17 protein-coding genes are annotated in these 21,706 nt (G+C 61.3%); 6 read left to right on the top strand and 11 right to left on the bottom strand.

Annotation, left to right across the window (positions count from 1 at the left end):
* Positions 1–6 precede the first annotated feature (6 nt).
* From FHX10_RS24325 to trxA, 4 genes are all read left to right on the top strand, one after another.
* The gene (locus FHX10_RS24325; RefSeq protein WP_063473897.1) at positions 7–738 is read left to right on the top strand and encodes a nucleotidyltransferase family protein; all 732 of its coding nucleotides are present in this window, start codon (positions 7–9) and stop codon (positions 736–738) included.
* A gap of 3 nt (positions 739–741) precedes the next feature.
* Positions 742–3,936 (top strand): double-strand break repair protein AddB, encoded by a 3,195-nt coding sequence (gene addB / locus FHX10_RS24320; protein ID WP_097596027.1) that lies wholly within the window; start codon positions 742–744, stop codon positions 3,934–3,936.
* Complete coding sequence (gene addA / locus FHX10_RS24315) at positions 3,929–7,480, top strand: double-strand break repair helicase AddA (RefSeq protein ID WP_097596026.1); 3,552 nt, start codon at positions 3,929–3,931, stop codon at positions 7,478–7,480. Before addB ends, addA begins: the two co-directional genes overlap by 8 nt.
* Positions 7,481–7,554: 74 nt before the next feature.
* The gene (gene trxA / locus FHX10_RS24310) at positions 7,555–7,875 is read left to right on the top strand and encodes a thioredoxin (RefSeq protein ID WP_063473894.1); all 321 of its coding nucleotides are present in this window, start codon (positions 7,555–7,557) and stop codon (positions 7,873–7,875) included.
* Positions 7,876–7,946: 71 nt separating this feature from the next.
* On the opposite strand, the gene FHX10_RS24305 is transcribed toward trxA, so the two are convergent.
* The 10 genes from FHX10_RS24305 to FHX10_RS24260 form a co-directional block, all read right to left on the bottom strand.
* Positions 7,947–9,299, bottom strand: a complete 1,353-nt coding sequence (locus FHX10_RS24305; protein WP_176707334.1) for a folylpolyglutamate synthase/dihydrofolate synthase family protein — start codon at positions 9,297–9,299, stop codon at positions 7,947–7,949.
* A gap of 27 nt (positions 9,300–9,326) precedes the next feature.
* On the bottom strand, positions 9,327–10,232 hold the full coding sequence (gene accD, locus FHX10_RS24300; RefSeq protein ID WP_047615946.1) for an acetyl-CoA carboxylase, carboxyltransferase subunit beta: 906 nt from the start codon (positions 10,230–10,232) through the stop codon (positions 9,327–9,329).
* A gap of 137 nt (positions 10,233–10,369) precedes the next feature.
* Positions 10,370–11,209, bottom strand: a complete 840-nt coding sequence (gene trpA / locus FHX10_RS24295) for a tryptophan synthase subunit alpha (RefSeq protein ID WP_047615944.1) — start codon at positions 11,207–11,209, stop codon at positions 10,370–10,372.
* Between the two features lie 3 nt (positions 11,210–11,212).
* Positions 11,213–12,433 carry a tryptophan synthase subunit beta gene (gene trpB / locus FHX10_RS24290; protein WP_063473892.1) on the bottom strand — a complete coding sequence of 407 codons (1,221 nt, stop codon included), beginning with the start codon at positions 12,431–12,433 and terminating at the stop codon, positions 11,213–11,215.
* Between the two features lie 2 nt (positions 12,434–12,435).
* Complete coding sequence (locus FHX10_RS24285; protein ID WP_063473891.1) at positions 12,436–13,104, bottom strand: phosphoribosylanthranilate isomerase; 669 nt, start codon at positions 13,102–13,104, stop codon at positions 12,436–12,438.
* Positions 13,105–13,179: 75 nt separating this feature from the next.
* A complete protein-coding gene (locus FHX10_RS24280; RefSeq protein WP_063473890.1) occupies positions 13,180–13,938 on the bottom strand; it encodes a M48 family metallopeptidase in 759 nt (252 codons plus the stop codon).
* A 108-nt stretch (positions 13,939–14,046) separates the two neighbouring features.
* Entirely contained in the window at positions 14,047–14,481 is a 435-nt protein-coding gene (locus FHX10_RS24275) for a DUF2852 domain-containing protein (protein WP_063473889.1), read from the bottom strand.
* Positions 14,482–14,625: 144 nt separating this feature from the next.
* Positions 14,626–15,903 (bottom strand): polyhydroxyalkanoate depolymerase, encoded by a 1,278-nt coding sequence (locus FHX10_RS24270; RefSeq protein ID WP_047615931.1) that lies wholly within the window; start codon positions 15,901–15,903, stop codon positions 14,626–14,628.
* A gap of 204 nt (positions 15,904–16,107) precedes the next feature.
* Positions 16,108–16,950 (bottom strand): fumarylacetoacetate hydrolase family protein, encoded by an 843-nt coding sequence (locus FHX10_RS24265; RefSeq protein WP_047615929.1) that lies wholly within the window; start codon positions 16,948–16,950, stop codon positions 16,108–16,110.
* A gap of 149 nt (positions 16,951–17,099) precedes the next feature.
* On the bottom strand, positions 17,100–18,053 hold the full coding sequence (locus FHX10_RS24260; protein ID WP_082849667.1) for a glutathione S-transferase family protein: 954 nt from the start codon (positions 18,051–18,053) through the stop codon (positions 17,100–17,102).
* Between the two features lie 170 nt (positions 18,054–18,223).
* Here FHX10_RS24260 and FHX10_RS24255 point away from each other — a divergent pair, with 170 nt between their 5' ends.
* Positions 18,224–18,508: a DUF2218 domain-containing protein gene (locus tag FHX10_RS24255; RefSeq protein ID WP_047616089.1), complete on the top strand. Its 285-nt coding sequence runs from the start codon at positions 18,224–18,226 to the stop codon at positions 18,506–18,508.
* Positions 18,509–18,554: 46 nt separating this feature from the next.
* Positions 18,555–19,154 carry a nitroreductase family protein gene (locus FHX10_RS24250; protein WP_047615924.1) on the top strand — a complete coding sequence of 200 codons (600 nt, stop codon included), beginning with the start codon at positions 18,555–18,557 and terminating at the stop codon, positions 19,152–19,154.
* A gap of 87 nt (positions 19,155–19,241) precedes the next feature.
* On the opposite strand, the gene gyrB is transcribed toward FHX10_RS24250, so the two are convergent.
* Positions 19,242–21,677, bottom strand: coding sequence for a DNA topoisomerase (ATP-hydrolyzing) subunit B (gene gyrB / locus FHX10_RS24245; RefSeq protein ID WP_047615921.1), 2,436 nt, complete (start codon positions 21,675–21,677; stop codon positions 19,242–19,244).
* Positions 21,678–21,706 lie beyond the last annotated feature (29 nt).

Here is a 21,706-nt window from a genome sequence, read left to right as displayed (position 1 = left end):
ATCAGGATGACCATCAGACAAGCCATGGTACTGGCCGCGGGTCTCGGAACCCGCATGCGCCCGATCACCGACACGATCCCGAAGCCGCTGGTGAAGATCGACGGCAAGCCGATGATCGACTACGCGCTGGATTCGCTGGTGGCGGCCGGCGTCGAACGCGCCGTCGTCAATGTTCACCACCACGCCGAACAGATGCTCGATCATCTCGGGAATTATCGCGGCCTCGACATCGTCATTTCCGACGAGCGTGACGCGCTGATGAATTCCGGCGGCGGGCTGGCGAAGGGGCTCAACCTGCTTACCCGCGACAATATTTTCGTCATGAATGCCGATCTCTTCTGGATCGGCGAACAGCCGGGGCGGCCGACGAACCTGCAACGCTTAGCCGGATTCTTCGATGCCGACCGCATGGATATGGCGCTGCTTTGCGTTGGGATTGAAGATACGACGGGTCACAACGGCAAGAACGACTTCAGTCTGGCGGCCGATGGCCGGCTGGCGCGTTATCGCGACGATCCATCCAATCCCGTCGTCTATGCCGGCGCCATCGCCATGAACCCATCGCTGTTCGACGATGCGCCGAAGGATGCCTTCAACCTCAATATCTATTTCGACAAGGCGATCGCGCGCGGACGACTTTTCGGCATGGTGCTCGAAGGCCATTGGCTGACTGTGGGAACGCCGGAGGCGATCGGCGAGGCGGAGCAAACGATCCGACGATTGCGGGCGTTCGCTTAAGCCATGGCGGAGCGGCACCAGCCACGCATCCTGACGATCCCGGCGGGTCTCTCCTTCCTGAAAACGCTGGCGACGACGCTTTGCGACGGCCGGCTGACGCCACTCTTCCGGCACGAGGCCGATGATCCGCTATCGCTGGCCAAGGTAACGATCTACCTGCCGACACGGCGCGCCGTGCGTGTTCTGCGCTCTGAATTCGTCGATCTGCTCGGCGGCCGCTCGGCGATTCTGCCGGTCATCCGTCCGCTCGGCGAAACCGATGACGACAGCGGTTATTTCGACGAGGCACTGCCGGCTACGATCGATCTCACCCAACCACTGTCGAATACCGCCCGTCTTCTGGAACTGGCGCGCCTGATCCTCGCCTGGCGAAACAAGCTGCCTGAGATCGTCCGCCACATTCATTCGGACTCGCCGCTCGTCGCACCCGCAAGCCCGGCGGATGCGATCTGGCTCGCCCGCAACCTGGCGGAACTGATCGATTCGATCGAAACCGAGGATCTCGACTGGTCGGAGTTGTCGAAACTCGACACCGGCGACTATGCCGCCTGGTGGCAGCTGACGGCAGAATTCCTGCAGATCGCCAGTGCTTTCTGGCCGGAGCGGCTTTCGGAACTCGGCAAATCCTCGCCGGCGCGGCACAGAAACGCCATTCTCCGGGCCGAAGCAAGCCGGCTTTCGGCGACGAAACCCGCTGGGCCGATCATCATCGCCGGTTCGACGGGTTCCGTTCCCGCCACCGCCGATCTCATCGCCGCCGTCGCCAATCTGCCCGAAGGCGTCATCGTGCTCCCGGGCCTCGATCTCGTCATGCCCGAGAACCACTGGCAGATGGTCGCGCCGGAACCGGCGCCCGGCCAACATGCCAATCCGGCAAGTCGCAGCCATCCGCAGTATGGCCTGTCGTCGCTGCTCAAGCGGCTGAAGCTGGCGCGTGCCGACGTAACGCCCCTCGACGGACCGGAGGGCGATCTTGACCGGCGCGCCGAAATCCTGTCTCGGGCCCTCGCCCCATCGGAGGCGACCAGTGATTGGGGGGCGTGGAAGAGCGGCCTGCCCGAGGGCGCCCTGTCTTCAGCCTTCGCCGATGTTTCGCTGATCGAAGCCGCCAACGAACGCGAAGAAGCAACCGCGATTGCCATCGCGCTCCGGCTTGCACTGGAGAGGCCGGGACAGGACGGCGAGAGCCGGGCAGCACTCATCACGCCGGACCGCAATCTCGCGCGGCGGGTCATGGCCGAGCTTTCCCGCTTCGGCATCCTCGCCGACGATTCGGCGGGTACACCGCTTGCGGCCATGCCGCAGGGCACCTTGCTGCAATTGCTGCTCGAGGCAGCGCTGCGACCGGGCGATCCGGTGGCGATCGTCTCTTTGCTCAAACATCCGCTTGCCCGCTTCGGCCTGGAACGTGACGCATTGATTTCCGCTACTGAGGCGCTCGAGCTGCTGGCGCTGCGCGGCGGCGTGGCCGAGGTGGATATCAGCACGCTCGAGCCGTTGCTCACCCACCAACTTGCCGAACAGGCGCTGGACAGGCACGCGCCGCAATGGCGCAAAGCGCTTTCGCCTGATGCAGCCGACGCCGCAAACGACCTTGCCCGGCGGGTCACGCAGGCGACCGAGCCACTGGCGTCGGCACTGATGCGACACCGGCCGGAAGATCGCGGGAGAACTCTGAGCTTCACATTGTCCGAATGGGCGGAGCGCACCGGCCGTTCGCTCGAAGCGGTCGCGGTCGATCCGCAAGGCAATCTCGCCGATCTCTGGTCTGGTGAAGCGGGAGATGCACTCGCCACCCTGCTCAGCGAGGTGATCGACACGGACGGCCAGATGGAGGCCGACGGACCGCAATGGATCGACATCATGGCCGCCCTTGCCGCCGGTCATGCCGTGAAGCCGCGGGCGCTCAGCCATCCCCGCCTCTTCATCTTCGGCACGTTGGAAGCCCGCCTGCAGAGCGTCGATACGCTGATCCTCGGCGGCCTGAACGAGGGCACCTGGCCGGGGCAGACCGCCAATAACCCCTTCATTCCACGGATGATGAAGACGGAGATCGGCCTCGAACCGCCGGAACGACGCATCGGCCAGCTGGCGCATGATTTCGAGATGGCAAACGGCACGCGCCATCTGATCTATTCGCGCGCGCTGCGCCAGGGCTCGACGCCGACCGTCGCCTCGCGCTGGCTGCAGCGGCTGCTGGCGCTCGGCGGAGAGGCGTTCGAAGCGGAATTGAAAGGGCGGGGCAACCGGTTCCTGCAATGGGCCGGCCTCATCGATCGGGGAGATAGCCAGACGCCGGCGCAGCGACCCTCGCCGAAACCGCCGCTGGCATTGCAGCCGAAATCCTATTCCTTCAGCGAAGTCGGCCGGCTGCGCCGCGACCCCTATGCCATCTATGCCCGCCGCATCCTGCGTCTCGACCCCGTCGACGCGTTCAACCGCGATCCGGGTGCGGCCGAACGCGGAACGCTCTATCACAAGATCGTCGACCGGTTCATCCGCGAGGCTAATATTGCCGGGACACCGGATGCGGCAGCAGCCATGGAGCGCATCCTTTCCGAACTTTTCGACATGGAGCGGCTACCGCCGCATATCGATGCCGTGTGGCGGCCGCGCTTTCGCGAGGTGGCCCGCGCCTTCCTCGAATGGGAGGCCGGACGGCGGCATGGCATCCTGAAAACGTTGACGGAGGTGCGGGGCGGCATGGAGCTGGAGCCGATCAATATCCGGCTCACTGGCGTCGCGGACCGGATCGACATAACCGGACCACACTCGGCCGACATCATCGACTACAAGACCGGCTACAATCCCTCGCCGGCGCAGGCGCGCGTGCTTCTCGATCCGCAGCTTGCGCTTGAAGCGGCGGCCTTGAGCGCCGGCGCCTTCCGCGATGCCGGCAGCCTCGTGCCGCAAGACCTGCTCTATGTGCGTCTGCGACCCGGAAGCCGCTTCCAGGTCGATACGGTCAACAACGAAAACTCTACCCGCAGCGACAAGGCGAAATCCGCGATGGATCTCGCCGCCGAATCGATCGATCAGCTGGTCAAATTCGTGGGTTTGCTGCAATCCAGCGAAAGAGGTTTTACCGCGCGGCTGATCCCGGCCCAGCAATTCGATTTCGGCGGCGACTACGATCATTTGGCCCGCGTCTCCGAGTGGTCGACGGCCGAAACCGAAGAGGGCGGCGGCGATGAGTGATGTGACCGCGCTTCCCACCGACGACGATCCCGGCGCCTGGATCGGCTGGACGACCATCCAGCAGGCGATTGCCTCCGATCCGCTGCGTTCGGCGTGGGTTTCGGCCAATGCCGGCTCCGGCAAGACGCATGTGCTGACACAGCGCGTCATCCGGCTGCTGCTGGCCGGTGCGCGGCCTTCGGCCATCTTATGTCTCACCTATACCAAGGCTGCAGCCTCCGAAATGTCGAACCGGGTCTTCGAGCGGCTGGCGGATTGGGTGGTGCTCGATGATGACGACCTTAGCCGGCGGATCATGCAGATCGAGGGTACGGCTCCTGATGGATTAAAGCTTGCCGAGGCGCGCCGGCTGTTTGCAAAGGCGCTGGAGACGCCCGGCGGGCTGAAGATCCAGACGATCCACGCCTTTTGCGAGGCGCTGCTGCATCAGTTCCCGCTGGAGGCCAACGTTGCCGGGCATTTCTCGGTTCTCGACGATCGCGCGGCGGCGTCCCTGCTTTCCGATGCGCGCCGGGCGCTGCTGACGGCGACGGCGCCGGAGAAAGACAGCGCCCTTGCCGACGCATTCGCCTACGTGCTCAATCTCGGCGACGAATCCGGGCTGGAGAACCTGCTCGGCGATATCGTCGCCAACCGCAACGCCATTCGTCGTTTCACCGCGACGGCCGAACAGCAGGGCGGTATGGAGATGGTCCTGCACCAAAAGCTCGGCCTCGCCGCCGACGACACGGAAAGCCGGATCGCGGCGCAATATTGGCCTTTGCCGGAGCTTTCGGGCCGAACGCTGGAACTCTATCTCTCGCTTGCCGACCAGAAGGGTGGTGCGAAGGCGCAGGAGGTTGCCTACGGCCTCAGGCTCGCCGGGCGGGAGCGCGACGACGCAAGGCGCGCTGAGTTTCTCGAAAAAATCTTTCTGACCGTGAAGGGCGAGCCCAAGGCGGACTCGCAATTCTTCGTAAAGGCCATGCTTGCCGAGGCACCACAGTTGGCGGACGCCATCGCCATTGCCCGCGCGCATGTCGCAGCAAGCCGCGACCGGCTGAAACTGATGCGGATGTACGGCGCCACGCATGCAGCACTCGTGCTCGCCGACCGGCTGAACCACGACTACGAGGAGCTGAAGAAGCAGCGCAGCCAGCTTGATTTCGAGGACCTGATCACCCGCACCGCCGACCTTTTGACGAAAAGCGGCGTCGGCCCCTGGATCCACTATAAGCTCGATCGGGGTATCGATCATATCCTCGTCGACGAGGCGCAGGATACCAGCCCGATCCAGTGGAGCGTCATACAGTCGCTCGCCGAAGATTTCTTCTCCGGCGAAAGCGCCCGGCCGATCGTGCGCACGCTGTTTGCCGTCGGCGACGAAAAGCAGTCGATCTATTCCTTCCAAGGGGCGCGGCCCGAGCGTTTTTCCGAGGAGAGCGACCGGACGCGGCGGCGCGTGTCCGATAGCGGGCAGAGCTTTTCCTCTGTCCGGCTGCCGCTGTCGTTCCGCTCGACCGCCGACGTGCTCGAGGCCGTCGACCATATTTTCAAGACACCCGAGAACGCGCGCGGCCTCAGCGCGCTCGGCGAGCCGGTCGTGCACCGCTCCAGCCGCATCGGACATCCCGGCGCCGTCGACCTCTGGGAGATGGTCGCGCCGGAAGCGGTGGTGAAGGAGGAAGACTGGACGGCGCCCTTCGACGCGACGCCGGAAAGCGCGCCGGCCGCAATCCTCGCGCGGCGGATCGCCCACTCGATCGGCACGCTCGTCGGCCGCGAGACGATCGTCGACAAAGGCAAAGAGCGCCTGATTGAAGCCGGCGACATCCTGGTGCTGGTGCGCAAGCGCGACGCCTTCGTCAATGCATTGACGCGCGCCTTGAAGCGCCGCGGCGACATTCCCGTCGCCGGCGCCGACAGACTGGTGCTGACCAGCCATATCGCCGTGCAGGATCTGCTGGCGCTCGGCCGTTTCCTGCTTCTGCCGGAAGACGATCTTTCGCTCGCCGCGGTGCTCAAGAGCCCACTTTTCGATCTTTCCGAGGACGACATCTTTGCGATTGCCGGCCTGCGCGGCGATAATGAGAGCGCCTGGAGCCATCTCAAAAGCTTCGCCGCCGACGGCACCGAACGCTTCCGCGTTGCCGTCGAAAGGCTGGAATTGTTCCTCCGGCAGTCCAGAAGCCTGTCGGTTCATGATTTCTATGCCCGTGTGCTGGGCAGCCATGGCGGGCGACGACAATTCCTTGCCCGTCTCGGCACCGAGGTCAGCGATATTCTCGACGAATTCCTGACCTTCACGCTCGACCACGAGAGCTCCGGCCTTCCCGGTCTGCAATCCTTCATCTCGACGCTGGAACTCGAAGCACCCGTAATGAAGCGTGAGCAGGACAAGGGGCGCAACGAAGTGCGAATCATGACGGTGCATGCGTCCAAGGGTCTTGAAGCACCGATCGTTTTCCTGGTCGACGGCGGTTCGAAGGCCTTCACCCATACTCATCTGCCCAAGCTTCGCCTGATCGAGACGGACGCCGACGAGCCGCCGATGCCGGTCTGGGTTCCTGTCTCCGATCTTTCCAATTCGCTGACGCAGGACGATGCGGCGCGGATCCAGATGCTGGCGGAAGAAGAATATCGCCGGTTGCTTTATGTCGCCATGACGCGTGCCGCTGACCGGCTGGTCGTCTGCGGCTATCGCGGCGTGCGCGTAAACAACGACACCTGGCATATGATGATCTCGACGGCACTGAGCGACGATCATCCACTTGTGGAAGCGACCACATTCTCCGGTCCCGATGGGGAATGGCCGGGCATCAAATGGCGCGTGCCGCGGGTGGAACGAAGCTTCGAGCGTGTCAACCGCAGCGAGGAGCGTGACAACGAGGAGAGTTTGCCGGACGGCCTGTTACGGCCCTTGCCACCGCAGGCTGCGCTGCCCCGGCCGCTCAGCCCCTCCGGCGCCGGCACGATCATCGATGAAGACGAGGGCGGGTTGCTGGTCGTTTCGCCGCTGTTTACCGAGAAGCCGCGCAGCGATCGTTCACTGGAGAAGGGCAGACTGATCCATCGCATGCTGCAGGCGCTTCCCGACATTCCACCTGCCGAACAGCCCGATGCGGCGAGCCGTTATGCCGAACGGGCGGCTCGGTTCTGGCCGGAAGGCGAACGGCGCAAGCTTGTCGATTCGGTTCTGAAAATATTGGACGAGCAGGGCCTGCAGGACGTCCTCGGTGCGCAGGCCCAGCCCGAGGTCTCGATCATGGGAACGCTGACGCTCGAAGGCCGGCGCTATGCCGTCTCCGGCCGCATCGACCGGCTTGCCGTCCTTACCGATCGCGTCGTCATTCTCGACTACAAGACCAACCGGGTGCCGCCGGCAACGGAAGAGGCCATCCCCTTCGCGCACAAGGCGCAGCTCGCGATCTATCGCGAGATCCTGGCGCCGCTCTATCCTGATAAGCGGATCGACTGCATGCTTGTCTATACCGAGAACGCCTCGCTCTACACGCTGAGCGAAAAGGCGCTCGGTTTGGCGCTTGCAGGAGTCAAGACAAAGTGAAATACCGGACATTGAAAATTCGGCGCCGCACCATCACATGTGGTTCAACATCCAATCCGGTAAAGGAGCAGCCCATGGCTACCGTGAAAGTCGATATCAATAACTTCCAGTCGGAAGTTCTGGAATCCGCAGAACCCGTCGTCGTCGATTTCTGGGCTGAATGGTGCGGCCCGTGCAAGATGATTGCACCGAGCCTCGAAGAAATCGCCGTCGAGCTGGAAGGCAAGGTCAAGGTCGCCAAGCTCAATATCGATGAGAACCCGGAACTCGCCGCACAGTTCGGCGTGCGCTCCATTCCGACCCTTGCGATCTTCAAGGGCGGCGAAGTTGCCGATATCTCTGTCGGCGCCAAGCCGAAGACCGCCCTTTCGAACTGGATTTCGAACGCTGCCTGATTGATATCGCCCTGATGATATCGCATTGACGAAAAGCCCGGTTTCGACCGGGCTTTTTCAATTTGCAGGGTTCACTTCGGCGGCGTGCCGTTGTCGGAAAGCACATCGCCAACGAGATAGAGCGAGCCGCCGACCAGAATACGCGGCGGCAAGGCTTCCGGATCAAGCACGGCTTTGATGGTTTCCAGCGCATCGCCGACCGTCGACATCGGTTCGGCAACCAAGCCCGCATCATAGGCGGCATTCGACAATATCACCGGATCGATCATCGCTTCGCTGCCGCGGATCGGCACGCAGAAAACCTTCTCGACCAAGCCGGCAAAGGCCCTGAAATAACCGACCGGATCCTTGGTGTTGATCATACCGATGATCAGGAAAAGCGGCCGAGGCTGGCGCTCCTCGAAATTGGCCATGGCTTCGGCGATCACTTCACCGGCACCGGGATTATGCCCGCCATCGATCCAGATTTCGGCGCCGGCAGGCGCATGCGAGAGCAGCCGGCCCTCGCTCAAACGCTGGAGCCGGCCCGGCCATTCGACCGAACTCATCGCCTTTTCCATCATCGTCTCGGTGACGGTGAAACCGGCCGCCTTGACGGCACGAATGGCGGCGGCGGCATTGGCATATTGGTGGCGGCCGGGAAGGCGCGGCAGCGGCAGGTCGGCAAGACCGAACTCGTCCTGGTAGACGAGCCGGCCATATTCCTCATGCGCCATGAAATCCTGCCCGAAGACGGCGCTCGGGCAATGCAGCCGTTCGGCCGTCGACATCAGGACGTCGAGCGCTGCGTCATATTCCTGATGACCGATGACAACGGGAAATCCCGGCTTCATGATGCCGGCCTTTTCGACCGCAATCAGCTCCACTCTGTCGCCAAGATAGGGCTGGTGATCCAGCGAGATCGGCATGATCACCGAGACGGCCGGATCGGAAATGACATTCGTCGCGTCGAACCGGCCGCCGAGACCGACTTCGATGATCGCGGCATCGGCCGGATGTTCGGAAAACAGGATGAAGGTGACTGCCGTCAGGATTTCGAAGACGGTGATGTGCTGTCCTGCATTGGCATCGGCCACACGACGCACGGCCTCGGCGAAGACGGCATCATCCACGAGCTGTCCGCGTCCGCCTTTGACGCCGATGCGATAACGCTCGTGCCAATTGACGAGATGCGGCGAGGTGTGGACATGGGCGCTGTAGCCGCCGGCTTCGAGCAGGGCGCGGGAGAAGGCGGTAACCGACCCCTTGCCGTTGGTGCCGGCGACATGGATCACCGGCGGCAGTTTCCTGTGGGGATTGCCGAGCACATCGAGAAGACGGGTGATGCGATCGAGAGACAGATCGAACCCCTTGGGATGCAATCCCATGAGTTTTTCGATCTCCTGTGCTGCCTCACTCACCGCGGTTTGGCCTCTGGGTATCAATTCGGCACCCCGCCTGCTTATCGGTTATCAGGCGCTCGCCGCCAGAGCGATTGCGCCGCTATTCATGTTGTTCGCCGCCGAAACCGGCTTCTTCGTCAGGATCTTCAGGAGACGCGCCAGCGTTTCCGGAATATCGTGACGTTTGACGACCATATCGACCATACCATGCTCCAGCAGGTATTCGGAGGTCTGGAAGCCTTCGGGTAGTTTTTCACGCAGGGTCTGCTCGATCACGCGCTTGCCGGCAAAGCCGATTTCAGCCCCGGGTTCGGCCAGATGAATATCGCCAAGCATGGCATAGGAGGCGGTAACGCCGCCTGTGGTCGGATTGGTCAGCACAACGATATAGGGCTGGCCGGATTCCTTGAGCATGTCGACAGCAACCGTCGTGCGCGGCAGCTGCATCAGCGACAGGATGCCTTCCTGCATGCGCGCGCCGCCGGAAGCGGGGAACATGACCAGTGGGCATTTTTCAGCCGTCGCACGCTCGAAAGCCTTGACGATCGCCTCGCCGGCGGCAATGCCGAGCGAACCGCCGATAAAATTGAATTCGTGCACGACAGCCACGAGCTTCAATCCCCGCACCTTCCCGACACCGGCGAGGATCGTATCTTCCTGCTCGGTCTTGAGGCGGCTATCGCGCAAGCGATCGCTGTATTTCTTCGAATCGCGGAACTTCAGCGGGTCCTGCACGACCTTCGGCTGCGGCAGCGATTCGAACTCACCATTGTCGAAAAGATCAATCAGACGGGCCTTGGCCGGCATCTTCATGTGATAACCGGACGCCGGAATGACCCATTTGTTGCCTTCCAGATCCTTGTGGAAGACCATCTCGCCCGTTTCCGGGCACTTGATCCAGAGATTCTCCGGCACTTCGCGACGGCCCAGCATGGAATTGATCCGCGGGCGAACGTAGTTGGTGATCCAGTTCAACTCGAATACTCCTGATTGACCAGAGCGGTTCAGCTTTTAACGGAAGCGGCGAACCGCTCTATCCTTTTGTACGCAATTCCGGACGGAAAACCGCTGCACAGTTTTGCGCGACATGCCTGAGTGCCAATGTGGGCAAACTATTCGGCAGCAACAAGGCGCGCCGAACGTGTTCCCGTGGAAAGGCCGCGCACCAGCGTGGCAACGGCCTGAACCGTGTCCGCCGTTGCCTTTCCGTCATTCGTCAAGCTGGTCGCGACCTGATTGACGATCGCGGTGCCGACAACAACGCCGTCGGCCGAACCGCCGATAACCTTTGCATGTTCCGCCGTCTTGACGCCGAAGCCGACGCAGACGGGCAGCTTGGTGTGCTGCTTGATGCGCTCGACAGCGCCCGAAACCAGCGACGGATCGGGCAGCGCCGAACCGGTGATGCCGTTCATCGAGACGTAATAGACGAAGCCGGAGGTATTCTTCAGCACCTTCGGTAGGCGCTTCTCATCCGTCGTCGGCGTCGCCAGGCGAATGAAATTGATGCCCTTGCGGATCGCCGGAATGCAGAGCTCGTCATCCATCTCGGGCGGCAGGTCGACGACGATCAGGCCATCGATGCCGGCGGCGAGCGCGTCGTCGAGGAATTTCTCGACGCCGTAAATATAGATCGGGTTGTAGTAACCCATCATCACGATCGGCGTCGCATCGTTGGTTTTGCGGAAATCGGCCGCCAACTGCAGCGTCTTCTTCAGCGTCTGGCCGCCTTTCAGGGCGCGCTGGCCGGCCAGCTGGATCGCCGGGCCGTCAGCCATCGGATCGGAAAAGGGCATGCCGAGCTCGATGATGTCGGAGCCGGCCTCCGGCAGCGCCTTCATGATGCCGAGCGAGGTGTCATAATCGGGATCGCCGCCCATGAAATAGGTGACAAGCGCCGGACGGCCCTCGGCCTTCAGCTCGGCAAAGCGTTTATCCATGCGTGCGGTCATGTCTTACAGTCCCATTCCCAGAATCTTGCCGACGGTGAAGATGTCCTTGTCGCCACGGCCGGAGAGGTTCATCAGGATGATCTCGTCCTTGCCCATCGTCGGTGCGCGCTTGATGACCTCGGCAATCGCATGCGAGGGCTCGAGCGCCGGGATGATGCCTTCGAGGCGGGTCAGCGTCTGGAAAGCCTCGAGCGCTTCGTGATCCATGATCGGCACATAGTCGACGCGGCCGGTGTCGTTCAGCCAGGAATGTTCGGGGCCGATGCCGGGATAATCGAGACCGGCCGAAATCGAGTGGCCTTCCTTGATCTGGCCGTCGCCATCCTGCAGCAGATAGGTGCGGTTGCCGTGCAGCACGCCCGGTGAACCGGCGGTGATCGAGGCGCAATGTTCGTCGCCCTGCAGGCCCCTGCCGCCGGCTTCGACGCCGACGATCTTAACAGAGGGATCGTCGAGGAAGGGATGGAAGATGCCGATGGCATTCGAACCGCCGCCGACGGCAGCGACGACCAGATCCGGAAGACGGCCTTCGGCCGCCAGGATCTGCTCTTTCGCTTCGGTGCCGATCACCGACTGGAAATCGCGGACCATCTCCGGATAGGGATGCGGACCGGCTGCCGTTCCGATCAGGTAATAAGTATCCTCGACATTGGTGACCCAGTCGCGGAGCGCCTCGTTCATGGCGTCCTTCAGCGTCCCGCTGCCTGCCGTCACCGGTTTGACTTCCGCGCCGAGCAGCTTCATGCGGAATACGTTCGGCGCCTGACGCTCGACGTCGGTGGCGCCCATGTAGACGACGCAGGGAAGGCCAAAGCGGGCGGCAACGGTCGCAGAGGCGACGCCATGCTGGCCGGCACCGGTTTCGGCGATGATACGGGTCTTGCCCATACGCTTGGCAAGCAGGATCTGGCCGATGCAGTTGTTGATCTTGTGCGAGCCGGTGTGGTTCAGCTCCTCGCGCTTGAAATAGATCTTTGCGCCCCCGAGTTCGGCCGTCAGCCGCTCCGCGAAATAGAGCGGGCTCGGGCGACCGATATAATGTGCGCCGAGATGCTTCAATTCGGCCTGGAATGCCGGATCGTTCTTCGCCTTGTTCCACTCGTCCTGCAGATCGAGGATCAAAGGCATCAACGTTTCGGCAACGAAACGACCGCCATAAATACCAAAACGGCCGTCTTCATCGGGGCCGGAACGGAAGGAATTCGGTTTAGGCGTCTCGTTCACTCTCAACTCCCTGAGGCCATGACAGGCGCATTCGCCTTCTCGACCGCGTCAAAAAATTCATCGATCTTCGCGACGCTCTTCACGCCAGGCGCAGTTTCGACGCCTGAGGAAGCGTCAATGCCCGGTGCTTTGGTGATGAATAGCGCATCCGCGACATTGTCCTTGTTCAGCCCGCCGGAAAGCATGTAGTCGACGCTGCCGTCAAGCCAAGCGAGAAGGCTCCAATCAAAGGAAACACCATTGCCGCCTGGCAATTCGGAACCCTTCGGCGGCTTGGCATCGAAGAGGAAACGATCGGCGATGCCGATATAGGCCTCGACGCGCTTCAGATCGTCGGCCGTGCGCACCGGAAGTGCCTTCATCACAGGCAGACCATAGACCGCCTTTATGGTCAGCACATGTTCGGGGCTCTCGTTGCCGTGCAGCTGCAGCATGTCCGGCTTCAACAGCGATACGATCTCATCCAGTTCGTCATTGGTGGGATCAACGACGACGGCGACGATTTTCGCCTTGCCACGTGCAGGTTCGGCAAGTTTTGCCGCCAGGTCCGGCTCGATATAGCGCGGGCTTTTTTCGAAGAAGATAAAACCGATATGGGTCGCGCCGCGTTTCAGTGCGCGATCGACAGCGTCGGGCGTCTTCAAGCCACAGATCTTGATATCCGGTTTCATGGCAGCGAAGTGACACGAAATGCGGCAAGAGTCGAGCCAATTTGCATGGAAAGCTGTATTTAGCGCGGCTTTGGGCTAATCGAAATCGATGGCGTGCAACTGGCTGCCGTGCCGCTTCAGCCAGGATTTCGCTTCTTCCATATCCGGGCAAAGCTTCTTGCAAAGCGCCCAGAACCGCGGCCCATGATTCATTTCCTTGAGATGGGCGACCTCATGGGCGGCGAGATAATCGATCACCGCGGGCGGCGCCATGACGATGCGCCAGGAAAAGCTCAGATTTCCCTCCGACGAGCACGAGCCCCAGCGGCTGCGGGTATCTTTCATCGAGATCGAGCGGATCGGTGCCCGGATCGCTCCGGCATGCATGGTGGCCAGTCTGGCGAGATCGGCGCGCGCTTCCTTCTTGAGAAAGGTCGCGATGCGCCGTCCGACATGTTCCGGCATGCCGCTGACGCGCAGCACCGGCCTGCCGTCTATCAAGACCGCCTCCGTCAGCCCGCGCAAGCCGCCGGTATGCTGGATGTGATGGGAAACGCCGCGAAACAGAATTTGGCCGCCGTCGCGCAGGCCGGTATCGGTCGAAAACTTGGCAAGCTTGGTGAGCAACCAGCCCTGGTGGCGATCGAGGAAGGCATTGACCTCACGCGTCGCGAGGCCCCTCGGCACCGTCATCTTCAAGGCCCGGCCACCCGGTTCGATACGCAGCGTGATGCGCGTCGCCCGGTCATGCTGCTTGATGGTCAACGGCATCAGCCGGCCGGCGACGTCGAGCGTCCGCGTTTCGGGCGCAACCGGCTTTCGCGCTTTCGGCCTTGTCTTCAGAAGCGGAAACATGGCTGTTTTCTATCCGATTCGCCGCGGAATCTAAACGATTTAACAGGCAGGCAGACATGGAAAAACCGGCATCGGAAGATGCCGGTCATCAATTGATGGTTCAGGCGTTCACGGCGTCTGATATTCAGCGACCGGGCCGTTGTCATCGCGCTTGGCGTTCTTGCGGTCGCGCATGAAGCGGTCAAACTCTTCCTGATCCTTGGCGCGGCGGAGTTCACGCATGTAAGCGTCAAATTCCTCGCGCATTTCGTCGAGCTTGCGGCGCTCTTCCTCGATCCGGTCAATCTCGGCCTTGCGCCAGTCGTCGAAGGCGACGTTGCCGGTCGAGAAGTGCGGGCGGTGCCGTCCATGCGGGCGGCGGCAGGATGCAAAGAAGCCATCGGTCGCCTGGTTGACGTCACGCTTGAAGCCGCGCAGACGGTCGCCGAAGATGATGTAGGCAAGCATGGCGAGACCCAGAGGCCAGAAAACCATGAAGCCGAGAATCATCAGGGCAATGGTAGCCGGAGTCCAATCCGGTCGAAGCAATGCTGACTGGTTCATCGTGCGGGTATCCTCGCTTTCCGCGCCCGGCAGGATACCGAACGCTGAAATCGATGTGGTTACCGCAATAGGTGCCTTCAAGACGATTGCCCGCGAAATCGGACAAGGCCTTGAATCCGTTTTGCTAATTCAGCTGTCCCTGAATCAGCCCGTCCGACCGCCCTTGATGACACGCGGGACCGGAGGCTTAACGGCCGAACGGGAATGCTGGCGGACGAAATTGATGATGCGCGGCGCAATCTCGCGGCGGAAACGCGAACCGTTGAAAACGCCATAATGGCCGACATCCGGCTGGAGATAATGCATACGCATATCTTCGGGAATGTTCACGCAGATGGTCTGCGCCGCCTTTGTCTGGCCGACCCCCGAGATATCGTCATTCTCACCTTCGACGGTCAGAAGCGCCACCTTGCGAATTGCCGCCGGATCGACGCGTTTGCCGCGATGCATCAACTCGCCCTTCGGCAGTGAATGCTTGATGAAGACCTCCTCCACCGTCTGCAGATAGAATTCGGCGGTCAGATCCATGACGGCGAGATATTCGTCGTAGAAATCGCGATGTTTTTCCGGTTCGCCGTCGTTCTTCACGAGATGCATGAAGAATTCCTTGTGCGCGACGAGATGGCGATCGAGGTTCATCGACATGAAGCCCGAAAGCTGCAGGAATCCTGGATAGACCGGGCGCATGAAACCCGGCTGCGGCCAGGGCACGTTCATGATGACATTGTCGGAGAACCACTGCAGCGACCGCTCCTGCGCGAGCTTGTTGACCGCCGTCGGGTTGATGCGCGTGTCGATCGGGCCGCCCATCAGCGTCATCGATGAGGGCGACAGCGGATCATTGGCTTCCTCCATCACGGCTGCGGCTGCCAGCACAGGGACGGAAGGCTGACAGACGGCGATGACATGCGTGTCATGGCCGAGGAAATGCAGCATCTCGATGACATAATCGACGTAATCGTCGAAATCGAACGTGCCTTCCGTCATCGGCACCATGCGGGCGTCGATCCAGTCGGTGATGTAGACATCCGCACTCGGCAGCAGCGCCTCGACCGTACCGCGCAGCAGCGTGGCATAGTGGCCGGACATCGGCGCGACGATCAGGATGCGCGGGTCATTGCCGCGGGCCGGCGGAACATTGCGGGCGAAATGCAGGAGATTGCAGAAAGGTCGCGACCAGATGATCTCTTCGCGGACGGACACTGTCTGATCACCGATCGTGGTCTGCTTCAGTCCGAATTCCGGTTTGCCGTAGCGCCGCGTCGTGCGTTCGAACATTTCGAGGCTTGCCGCCATCGTCCGGCCGAACGGCGTGTGGGCGAACGGGTTCAGCGGATTGGCATAAGCAAACCGCATGATATCGGCCGCGGCGCGAAACGGCGCCATGGCGGCATGGTTCAATTCATAAAGCTGATAAAACATGGAAGGCGCCACCTTTCTCTATCGAAAAGATGACGCCGATTGAAAGGCATCGAGTCTTTTCGCCATGCGGGCACGTAACGCAGACTAACAGTTTTTTGTTGCACAGCAACATGGACGAGCCAGACCCACACAAGAAATGCCGCAGAATTGATCTCCGGCATCATCATCAGCCTGAAAACTTAAGTTTCTCAGCACGAAGCGTTGTTAACGATCCGCTACGAAGGTCTGCTTCTGCGTGCCGAGACCTTCGATGCCGAGTTCGACCACGTCGCCGGCCTTGAGATAACGCGGCGGCTTGAGGCCCATACCGACGCCCGGAGGCGTACCGGTCGAGATCACGTCACCGGGATGCAGCGACATGAACTGGCTGAGGTAGGAGACGAGGAAAGCAACGCCGTAAACCATCGTCTTCGACGAGCCGTTCTGCATCTTCTGGCCGTTGACCGTCAGCCACATGCCGAGGTTCTGCGGTTGCGGAATTTCATCCTTGGTGACGAGCCAGGGGCCGATCGGGCCAAAGGTGTCGCAGGATTTGCCCTTGGTCCATTGACCGGACCGCTCGGTCTGGAAAGCGCGCTCGGAAACGTCATTGGAGACGCAATAGCCGGCGACATAATCCAGCGCTTCGGCTTCCGTTACATATTTGGCAGTTTTGCCGATGACAACGCCGAGCTCGACTTCCCAATCGGTCTTTTCCGAACCGCGGGGGATGATGACATCGTCGTTCGGCCCGACGATCGCCGATGTTGCTTTCATGAAGATGATCGGCTCGGGCGGCACGGTCGCACCGGTTTCGGCAGCGTGATCCGAATAATTCAAGCCGATGCAGATGAACTTGCCAGTGCCGGCGACGCAGGCGCCGATGCGGCCCGGTGCGATTTCCGGAAGGCTCTTTGGATCGATCGCCGCAATCCTGGCAAGGCCTGAGGGCGTGATCGCCTCGCCGCCGATATCGGCGACATGACCGGAGAGATCGCGGATCTTGCCATCGGCATCGAGAAGCGCGGGTTTTTCACTGCCTGCTTCGCCAACACGCATCAGCTTCATGGAAATTCCTCCTCATCGAAAACGGATTTGCAACCACCTATGAACGAATTATTCATCGGTGTCATTACGGCTTTGCCAGGAAGCGGTACGGCTTTCCTGCGATTCGGATGATTTCTGCCGAAATTGCCCCATTCTTTCGGCATGACGCTTTAAAAAATTTCCGCCAGATCAGGGCCGGCAGGGACGATTTTCGTCGGATTGAGGCTTTCGACCGAATAGTAGCCGCGCTTGATGTGATCGAGATTCACCGTTTCTGCGATGCCCGGCCAATCCAGCATGCGACGGCAGAAGGCGCGCAGGTTCGGATAGTCGGAAAGACGGCGCAGATTGCATTTGAAGATGCCGTGATAGGCGACGTCGAAGCGCACCAGCGTCACGAAAAGCCGAATATCGCTTTCCGTCGGATGCTCAGCGAAAAGAAAAGGCCGGCCTTCGAATTGCGGATCGACCCAGTCGAGGCAGGAAAACACATCGGCGAAGGCTTCTTCGTAGGCGATCTGGGTGGTGGCGAAGCCGGCGCGGTAGACGCCGTTGTTGAGGGTCGGATAGATGCGATCGTTGAAAGCATCGATCTCGGCGCGCCTCTCCGCCGGGTAAAGATCGATCGGATTTTTTGCCAAGTTGCCGAAGCCGCCGTTCAGCATGCGCAGGATATCGGCGGATTCATTGTTGACGATGGTCTTTTTCCGCTTGTCCCAGAGAACCGGCACGGTGGCCCGGCCGGTGAAATCGGGTGCTGCCCTGGTATAGATTTCATGCATATAGGTTACGCCATTGACGTGATCCTGCGTCGCACCGGGATAATCACCGAAACGCCAGCCCTGCTTGCTCAGCAGCGGTTCGACGACGGAAACGGGGATGACGTCTTCCAGGCCCTTGAGTTTGCGGCCGATCAAGGTGCGCGAGGCCCAGGGGCAGATATAGGCGACATAGAGATGATAACGGCCGGCGCTGGCTTCAAAGCCGCCTTCGCCCGTCGGCCCGGCGGTGCCATCCGGGGTCACCCAATTGCGGAAACTCGAGGTCTGCCTGATGAAACCGCCCTTCTCGTCCTTGGCCTGGACGGGGTGCCAGTCTTCCGTCCATTTTCCGTTCACCAGCATGCGCAACTCTCCAATCGATTGACGAGACCGTTCATTATCCTGCTTCGACGCCGGCGTGAGGGCGCTTTTCTGGAGACAGTCTGTACACCCAAACTGCGACGATGCTGCGCTTGCCAAGCCGAGGACGCAGGAAATATGACTCCGCGATACAAGATGAAGTGGAGTTCGACATGCATCTCTCCAAGGCCGTCGTGCGGACCGAACATGCGAGCCGCTACCTGCAGCAGCTTTGCAAACACTGGAGCCACAAGTTCAGCGTCGATTTCGATCCCGTGAAGGGCCGGGTGCCGTTCAGCGATACGGCCGAGGTGACGTTTTCTGCCGACGATGCGGCGCTGACCATGACACTTTCCGTCGCCGATCCCGCGCAACAGCAAAGAATGCATGATGTCATCGACGATCACCTGAAGCGCTTCGCCTTCCGCGAGGAGCTCGACATCGTCTGGACCAACTGAGCCCGGCCCCCGATCCAAATTTTCGGCCCCGAACCCTGGAACAAGCATGACGAAGAGCAATCACCGCGAATCCGAATATCCGATCGATCCGATGTTTCTCGATCGCTGGTCGCCCCGCGCCTTCACCGGCGAAATCATCGAGGAAGCGCAGCTGCTCAGCCTGCTCGAAGCCGCCCATTGGGCTCCGTCCTCAGCCAACCATCAGCCCTGGCGCTTCATCTATGCGCTCAAAGGTTCGGAGCATTGGGAGAAATTCGTCGCATTGCTCGTCGACGCCAACCAGGAATGGGCGAGGAATGCGTCGGCCTTGATCTTCGTCGTGTCGCGCGCCTTCACCGGCGTTGCCGGCTCCGGCGAGGAGAAGCCGAGCTACACCCATTCCTTCGATGCCGGTGCGGCCTGGGGGCATCTGGCGATCCAGGCGCGGCTCTCCGGTTTCTACGCCCATGGCATGGGCGGCATCAAACACGAGGAGATCAGGCAGGCTTTCGCCATTCCCGAGGGGTACCGGGTCGAGGCAGGCGTCGCCGTCGGCAAGCTCGCCGACAAGAGCGTTCTTTCCGAACGCAATCAGGCGCGCGAATTCCCCAGCCAGCGCAAGCCGCTCTCCGACGTCGCCTTCAACGGCCGCTTCGCTGCGAACTGAGGCGAAGCCAGGGACCAAGCAGATATCCGGATAAACGAAAGCCCCGCCATCCAGGGATAGCGGGGCTTCTAATTCCTGAAATATCAATCAGATATCGAGGTTAGCGACGCTCAGCGCATTGTCCTGGATGAATTCGCGCCGCGGCTCGACTTCGTCGCCCATCAGACGGGCGAAGAGGCCGTCGGCATCGGTGGCGTCGTTGACCTTGACCTGCAGCAACGAGCGGACATTCGGATCGAGAGTCGTTTCCCAGAGCTGCTCGGCATTCATCTCGCCGAGGCCCTTGTAGCGCTGCATGGTCAGGCCCTTGCGGCCGCTGGCGAAGACCGCGTCGAGCAAGGCACGCGGGCCTGAGATCTCGACATCGCCTTCGCGCCGATGCAACGACGGCGGCGTCTGATAGATTTCCTTGAGACGTGCGGTCAGCTGGTCGATGTGACGGGCATCCGAAGAGCCGATCAACGCCATGTCGAGCACGACGATTTCCTTGACGCCGCGGACCATGCGTTCGAGGCGCAGGCCGCCATCGCTGGTCAGATCGCCCTGCCAGCCGCGCTCGGTTTCCTCGGCAATGATATCGAGGCGGCCTGCCACTTCGTTTGCCAGCGCCAGCGCCCTTGCCTGGTCGCTGACGAGGTCGGCGTTGAGCGCGCCGGCGATGGCAGCCTGTTCGACGACGGAACGATTGTAGCGCGAGTGGAGATTGTCGAGCAAAGCGCGCATGCGCAGCGCATCCAGGATGACCTCGCGCAGGTCTTGACCGGTGCGGACCTCGCCGCTGCCGAGCCGCAGTGCGGCATCTTCTAGACCCTGGCCGATCAAATATTCTTCGAGCGCCTTCTCATCCTTCAGATACTGCACCGATTTGCCGCGCGCGACCTTATAGAGCGGTGGCTGGGCGATGTAGAGATGGCCGCGTTCGATCAGTTCCGGCATCTGGCGGAAGAAGAAGGTCAGCAGCAGGGTGCGGATATGGGCGCCGTCGACATCGGCATCCGTCATGATGATGATCTTGTGGTAGCGCAGCTTTTCGACATTGAACTCGTCCTTGCCGATGCCGGTGCCAAGTGCTGTGATCAACGTGCCGATTTCCTGGCTCGACAGCATCTTGTCGAAACGAGCACGTTCAACATTCAGGATCTTGCCGCGCAGCGGCAGGATTGCCTGGTTTTCGCGCGAACGGCCCTGCTTGGCCGAACCGCCGGCAGAATCGCCCTCGACGAGGAAGACTTCGGATTTTGTCGGATCGCGCTCGGAGCAGTCGGCGAGCTTGCCCGGTAGCGAAGCGATATCGAGTGCGCCCTTGCGGCGGGTCAACTCGCGCGCCTTGCGGGCCGCTTCGCGGGCGGCGGCGGCCTCGACGACCTTGCCAACGAGGATCTTGGCTTCGCTTGGATGTTCTTCGAACCAGGTGCTCAGCGCCTCGTTGACCAGACTTTCGACAACAGGACGGACTTCCGAGGAAACGAGCTTATCCTTGGTCTGCGAGGAGAATTTCGGATCGGGCACCTTGACCGACAGAACCGCCGTCAGGCCTTCGCGGCAGTCTTCGCCCTGCAGCGTTACCTTTTCCTTTTTGGTGATGCCGGAACTGTCGGCATAGGAAACCACCTGGCGCGTCAGCGCGGCGCGGAAACCGGCCATATGCGTGCCGCCATCGCGCTGGGGAATGTTGTTGGTGAAGCAGAGCACGTTCTCGTGATAGCTGTCGTTCCACCACATCGCCACTTCGACGGTGATGCCGTCCTTTTCGCCGCGGATGGCAACCGGCTTGTCGACGAGCGACTTCTTGGCACGGTCGAGATAGGCGACGAAGGCCTCGAGGCCGCCATCGTAACGCAGTTCTTCCTGCTTGATATCGGAATGGCGCTTGTCGGTCAGCAGGATGCGCACGCCTGAGTTCAGGAAGGCGAGTTCGCGAAGGCGATGCTCTAGCGTGCCGTAATCGAACTCCGTCATCGTGAAGGTGTCGGTGCTCGGCATGAAGCTCACTTCGGTGCCGGTCTCATTCGGTGCTTCGCCCGTGACCTTCAGCGGCGCATCGGCCACGCCATGGCTGAAGCTCATTTCATGGATCTTGCCCTGGCGGCGGATCTTCAGTTTCAGCCAGACGGAAAGCGCATTGACGACGGAGACGCCGACGCCGTGCAGGCCGCCGGAGACCTTGTAGGAATTCTGGTCGAACTTACCGCCGGCATGGAGCTGCGTCATGATGACTTCGGCGGCCGAGACGCCTTCGCCGGTATGGATATCCGTCGGGATGCCGCGGCCGTTATCGGTGACCGTCACCGAGCCATCCGGATTGAGCGTGACGGTGACGATGTCGGCATGACCGGCAAGCGCTTCGTCGATTGCGTTGTCGACGACTTCATAGACCATGTGATGAAGGCCGGAGCCATCGTCGGTATCGCCGATATACATGCCGGGGCGCTTGCGCACGGCATCGAGGCCCTTCAGAACCTTGATGGAATCTGCGCCATATTCGGTGCTTACGCCGTTTTCCGTCGCGGATGTATCGCTCATTCTGTTGAGATTTTCCCTGTTGTCGTAAA

Origin of the sequence: Rhizobium sp. BK591 (assembly GCF_014195045.1) — a bacterium.
Taxonomy (GTDB): Bacteria; Pseudomonadota; Alphaproteobacteria; order Rhizobiales; family Rhizobiaceae; genus Rhizobium; species Rhizobium anhuiense.
This window is presented reverse-complemented; position numbering and strand designations above follow the sequence as displayed.

Bases quoted from the DNA above. Each gene is read 5' to 3' on its own strand.
- FHX10_RS24260 (WP_082849667.1), bottom strand. From the start codon at position 18,053: ATGCTGGTGAACGGAAAATGGACGGAAGACTGGCACCCCGTCCAGGCC.
- FHX10_RS24325 (WP_063473897.1), top strand. From the start codon at position 7: ATGACCATCAGACAAGCCATGGTACTGGCCGCGGGTCTCGGAACCCGC.
- trpA (WP_047615944.1), bottom strand. From the start codon at position 11,209: ATGACCGCACGCATGGATAAACGCTTTGCCGAGCTGAAGGCCGAGGGC.
- FHX10_RS24275 (WP_063473889.1), bottom strand. From the start codon at position 14,481: ATGAACCAGTCAGCATTGCTTCGACCGGATTGGACTCCGGCTACCATT.
- FHX10_RS24255 (WP_047616089.1), top strand. From the start codon at position 18,224: ATGCATCTCTCCAAGGCCGTCGTGCGGACCGAACATGCGAGCCGCTAC.
- FHX10_RS24265 (WP_047615929.1), bottom strand. From the start codon at position 16,950: ATGAAGCTGATGCGTGTTGGCGAAGCAGGCAGTGAAAAACCCGCGCTT.
- gyrB (WP_047615921.1), bottom strand. From the start codon at position 21,677: ATGAGCGATACATCCGCGACGGAAAACGGCGTAAGCACCGAATATGGC.
- trxA (WP_063473894.1), top strand. From the start codon at position 7,555: ATGGCTACCGTGAAAGTCGATATCAATAACTTCCAGTCGGAAGTTCTG.
- addA (WP_097596026.1), top strand. From the start codon at position 3,929: ATGAGTGATGTGACCGCGCTTCCCACCGACGACGATCCCGGCGCCTGG.
- FHX10_RS24250 (WP_047615924.1), top strand. From the start codon at position 18,555: ATGACGAAGAGCAATCACCGCGAATCCGAATATCCGATCGATCCGATG.
- addB (WP_097596027.1), top strand. From the start codon at position 742: ATGGCGGAGCGGCACCAGCCACGCATCCTGACGATCCCGGCGGGTCTC.
- FHX10_RS24270 (WP_047615931.1), bottom strand. From the start codon at position 15,903: ATGTTTTATCAGCTTTATGAATTGAACCATGCCGCCATGGCGCCGTTT.
- FHX10_RS24285 (WP_063473891.1), bottom strand. From the start codon at position 13,104: ATGAAACCGGATATCAAGATCTGTGGCTTGAAGACGCCCGACGCTGTC.
- FHX10_RS24280 (WP_063473890.1), bottom strand. From the start codon at position 13,938: ATGTTTCCGCTTCTGAAGACAAGGCCGAAAGCGCGAAAGCCGGTTGCG.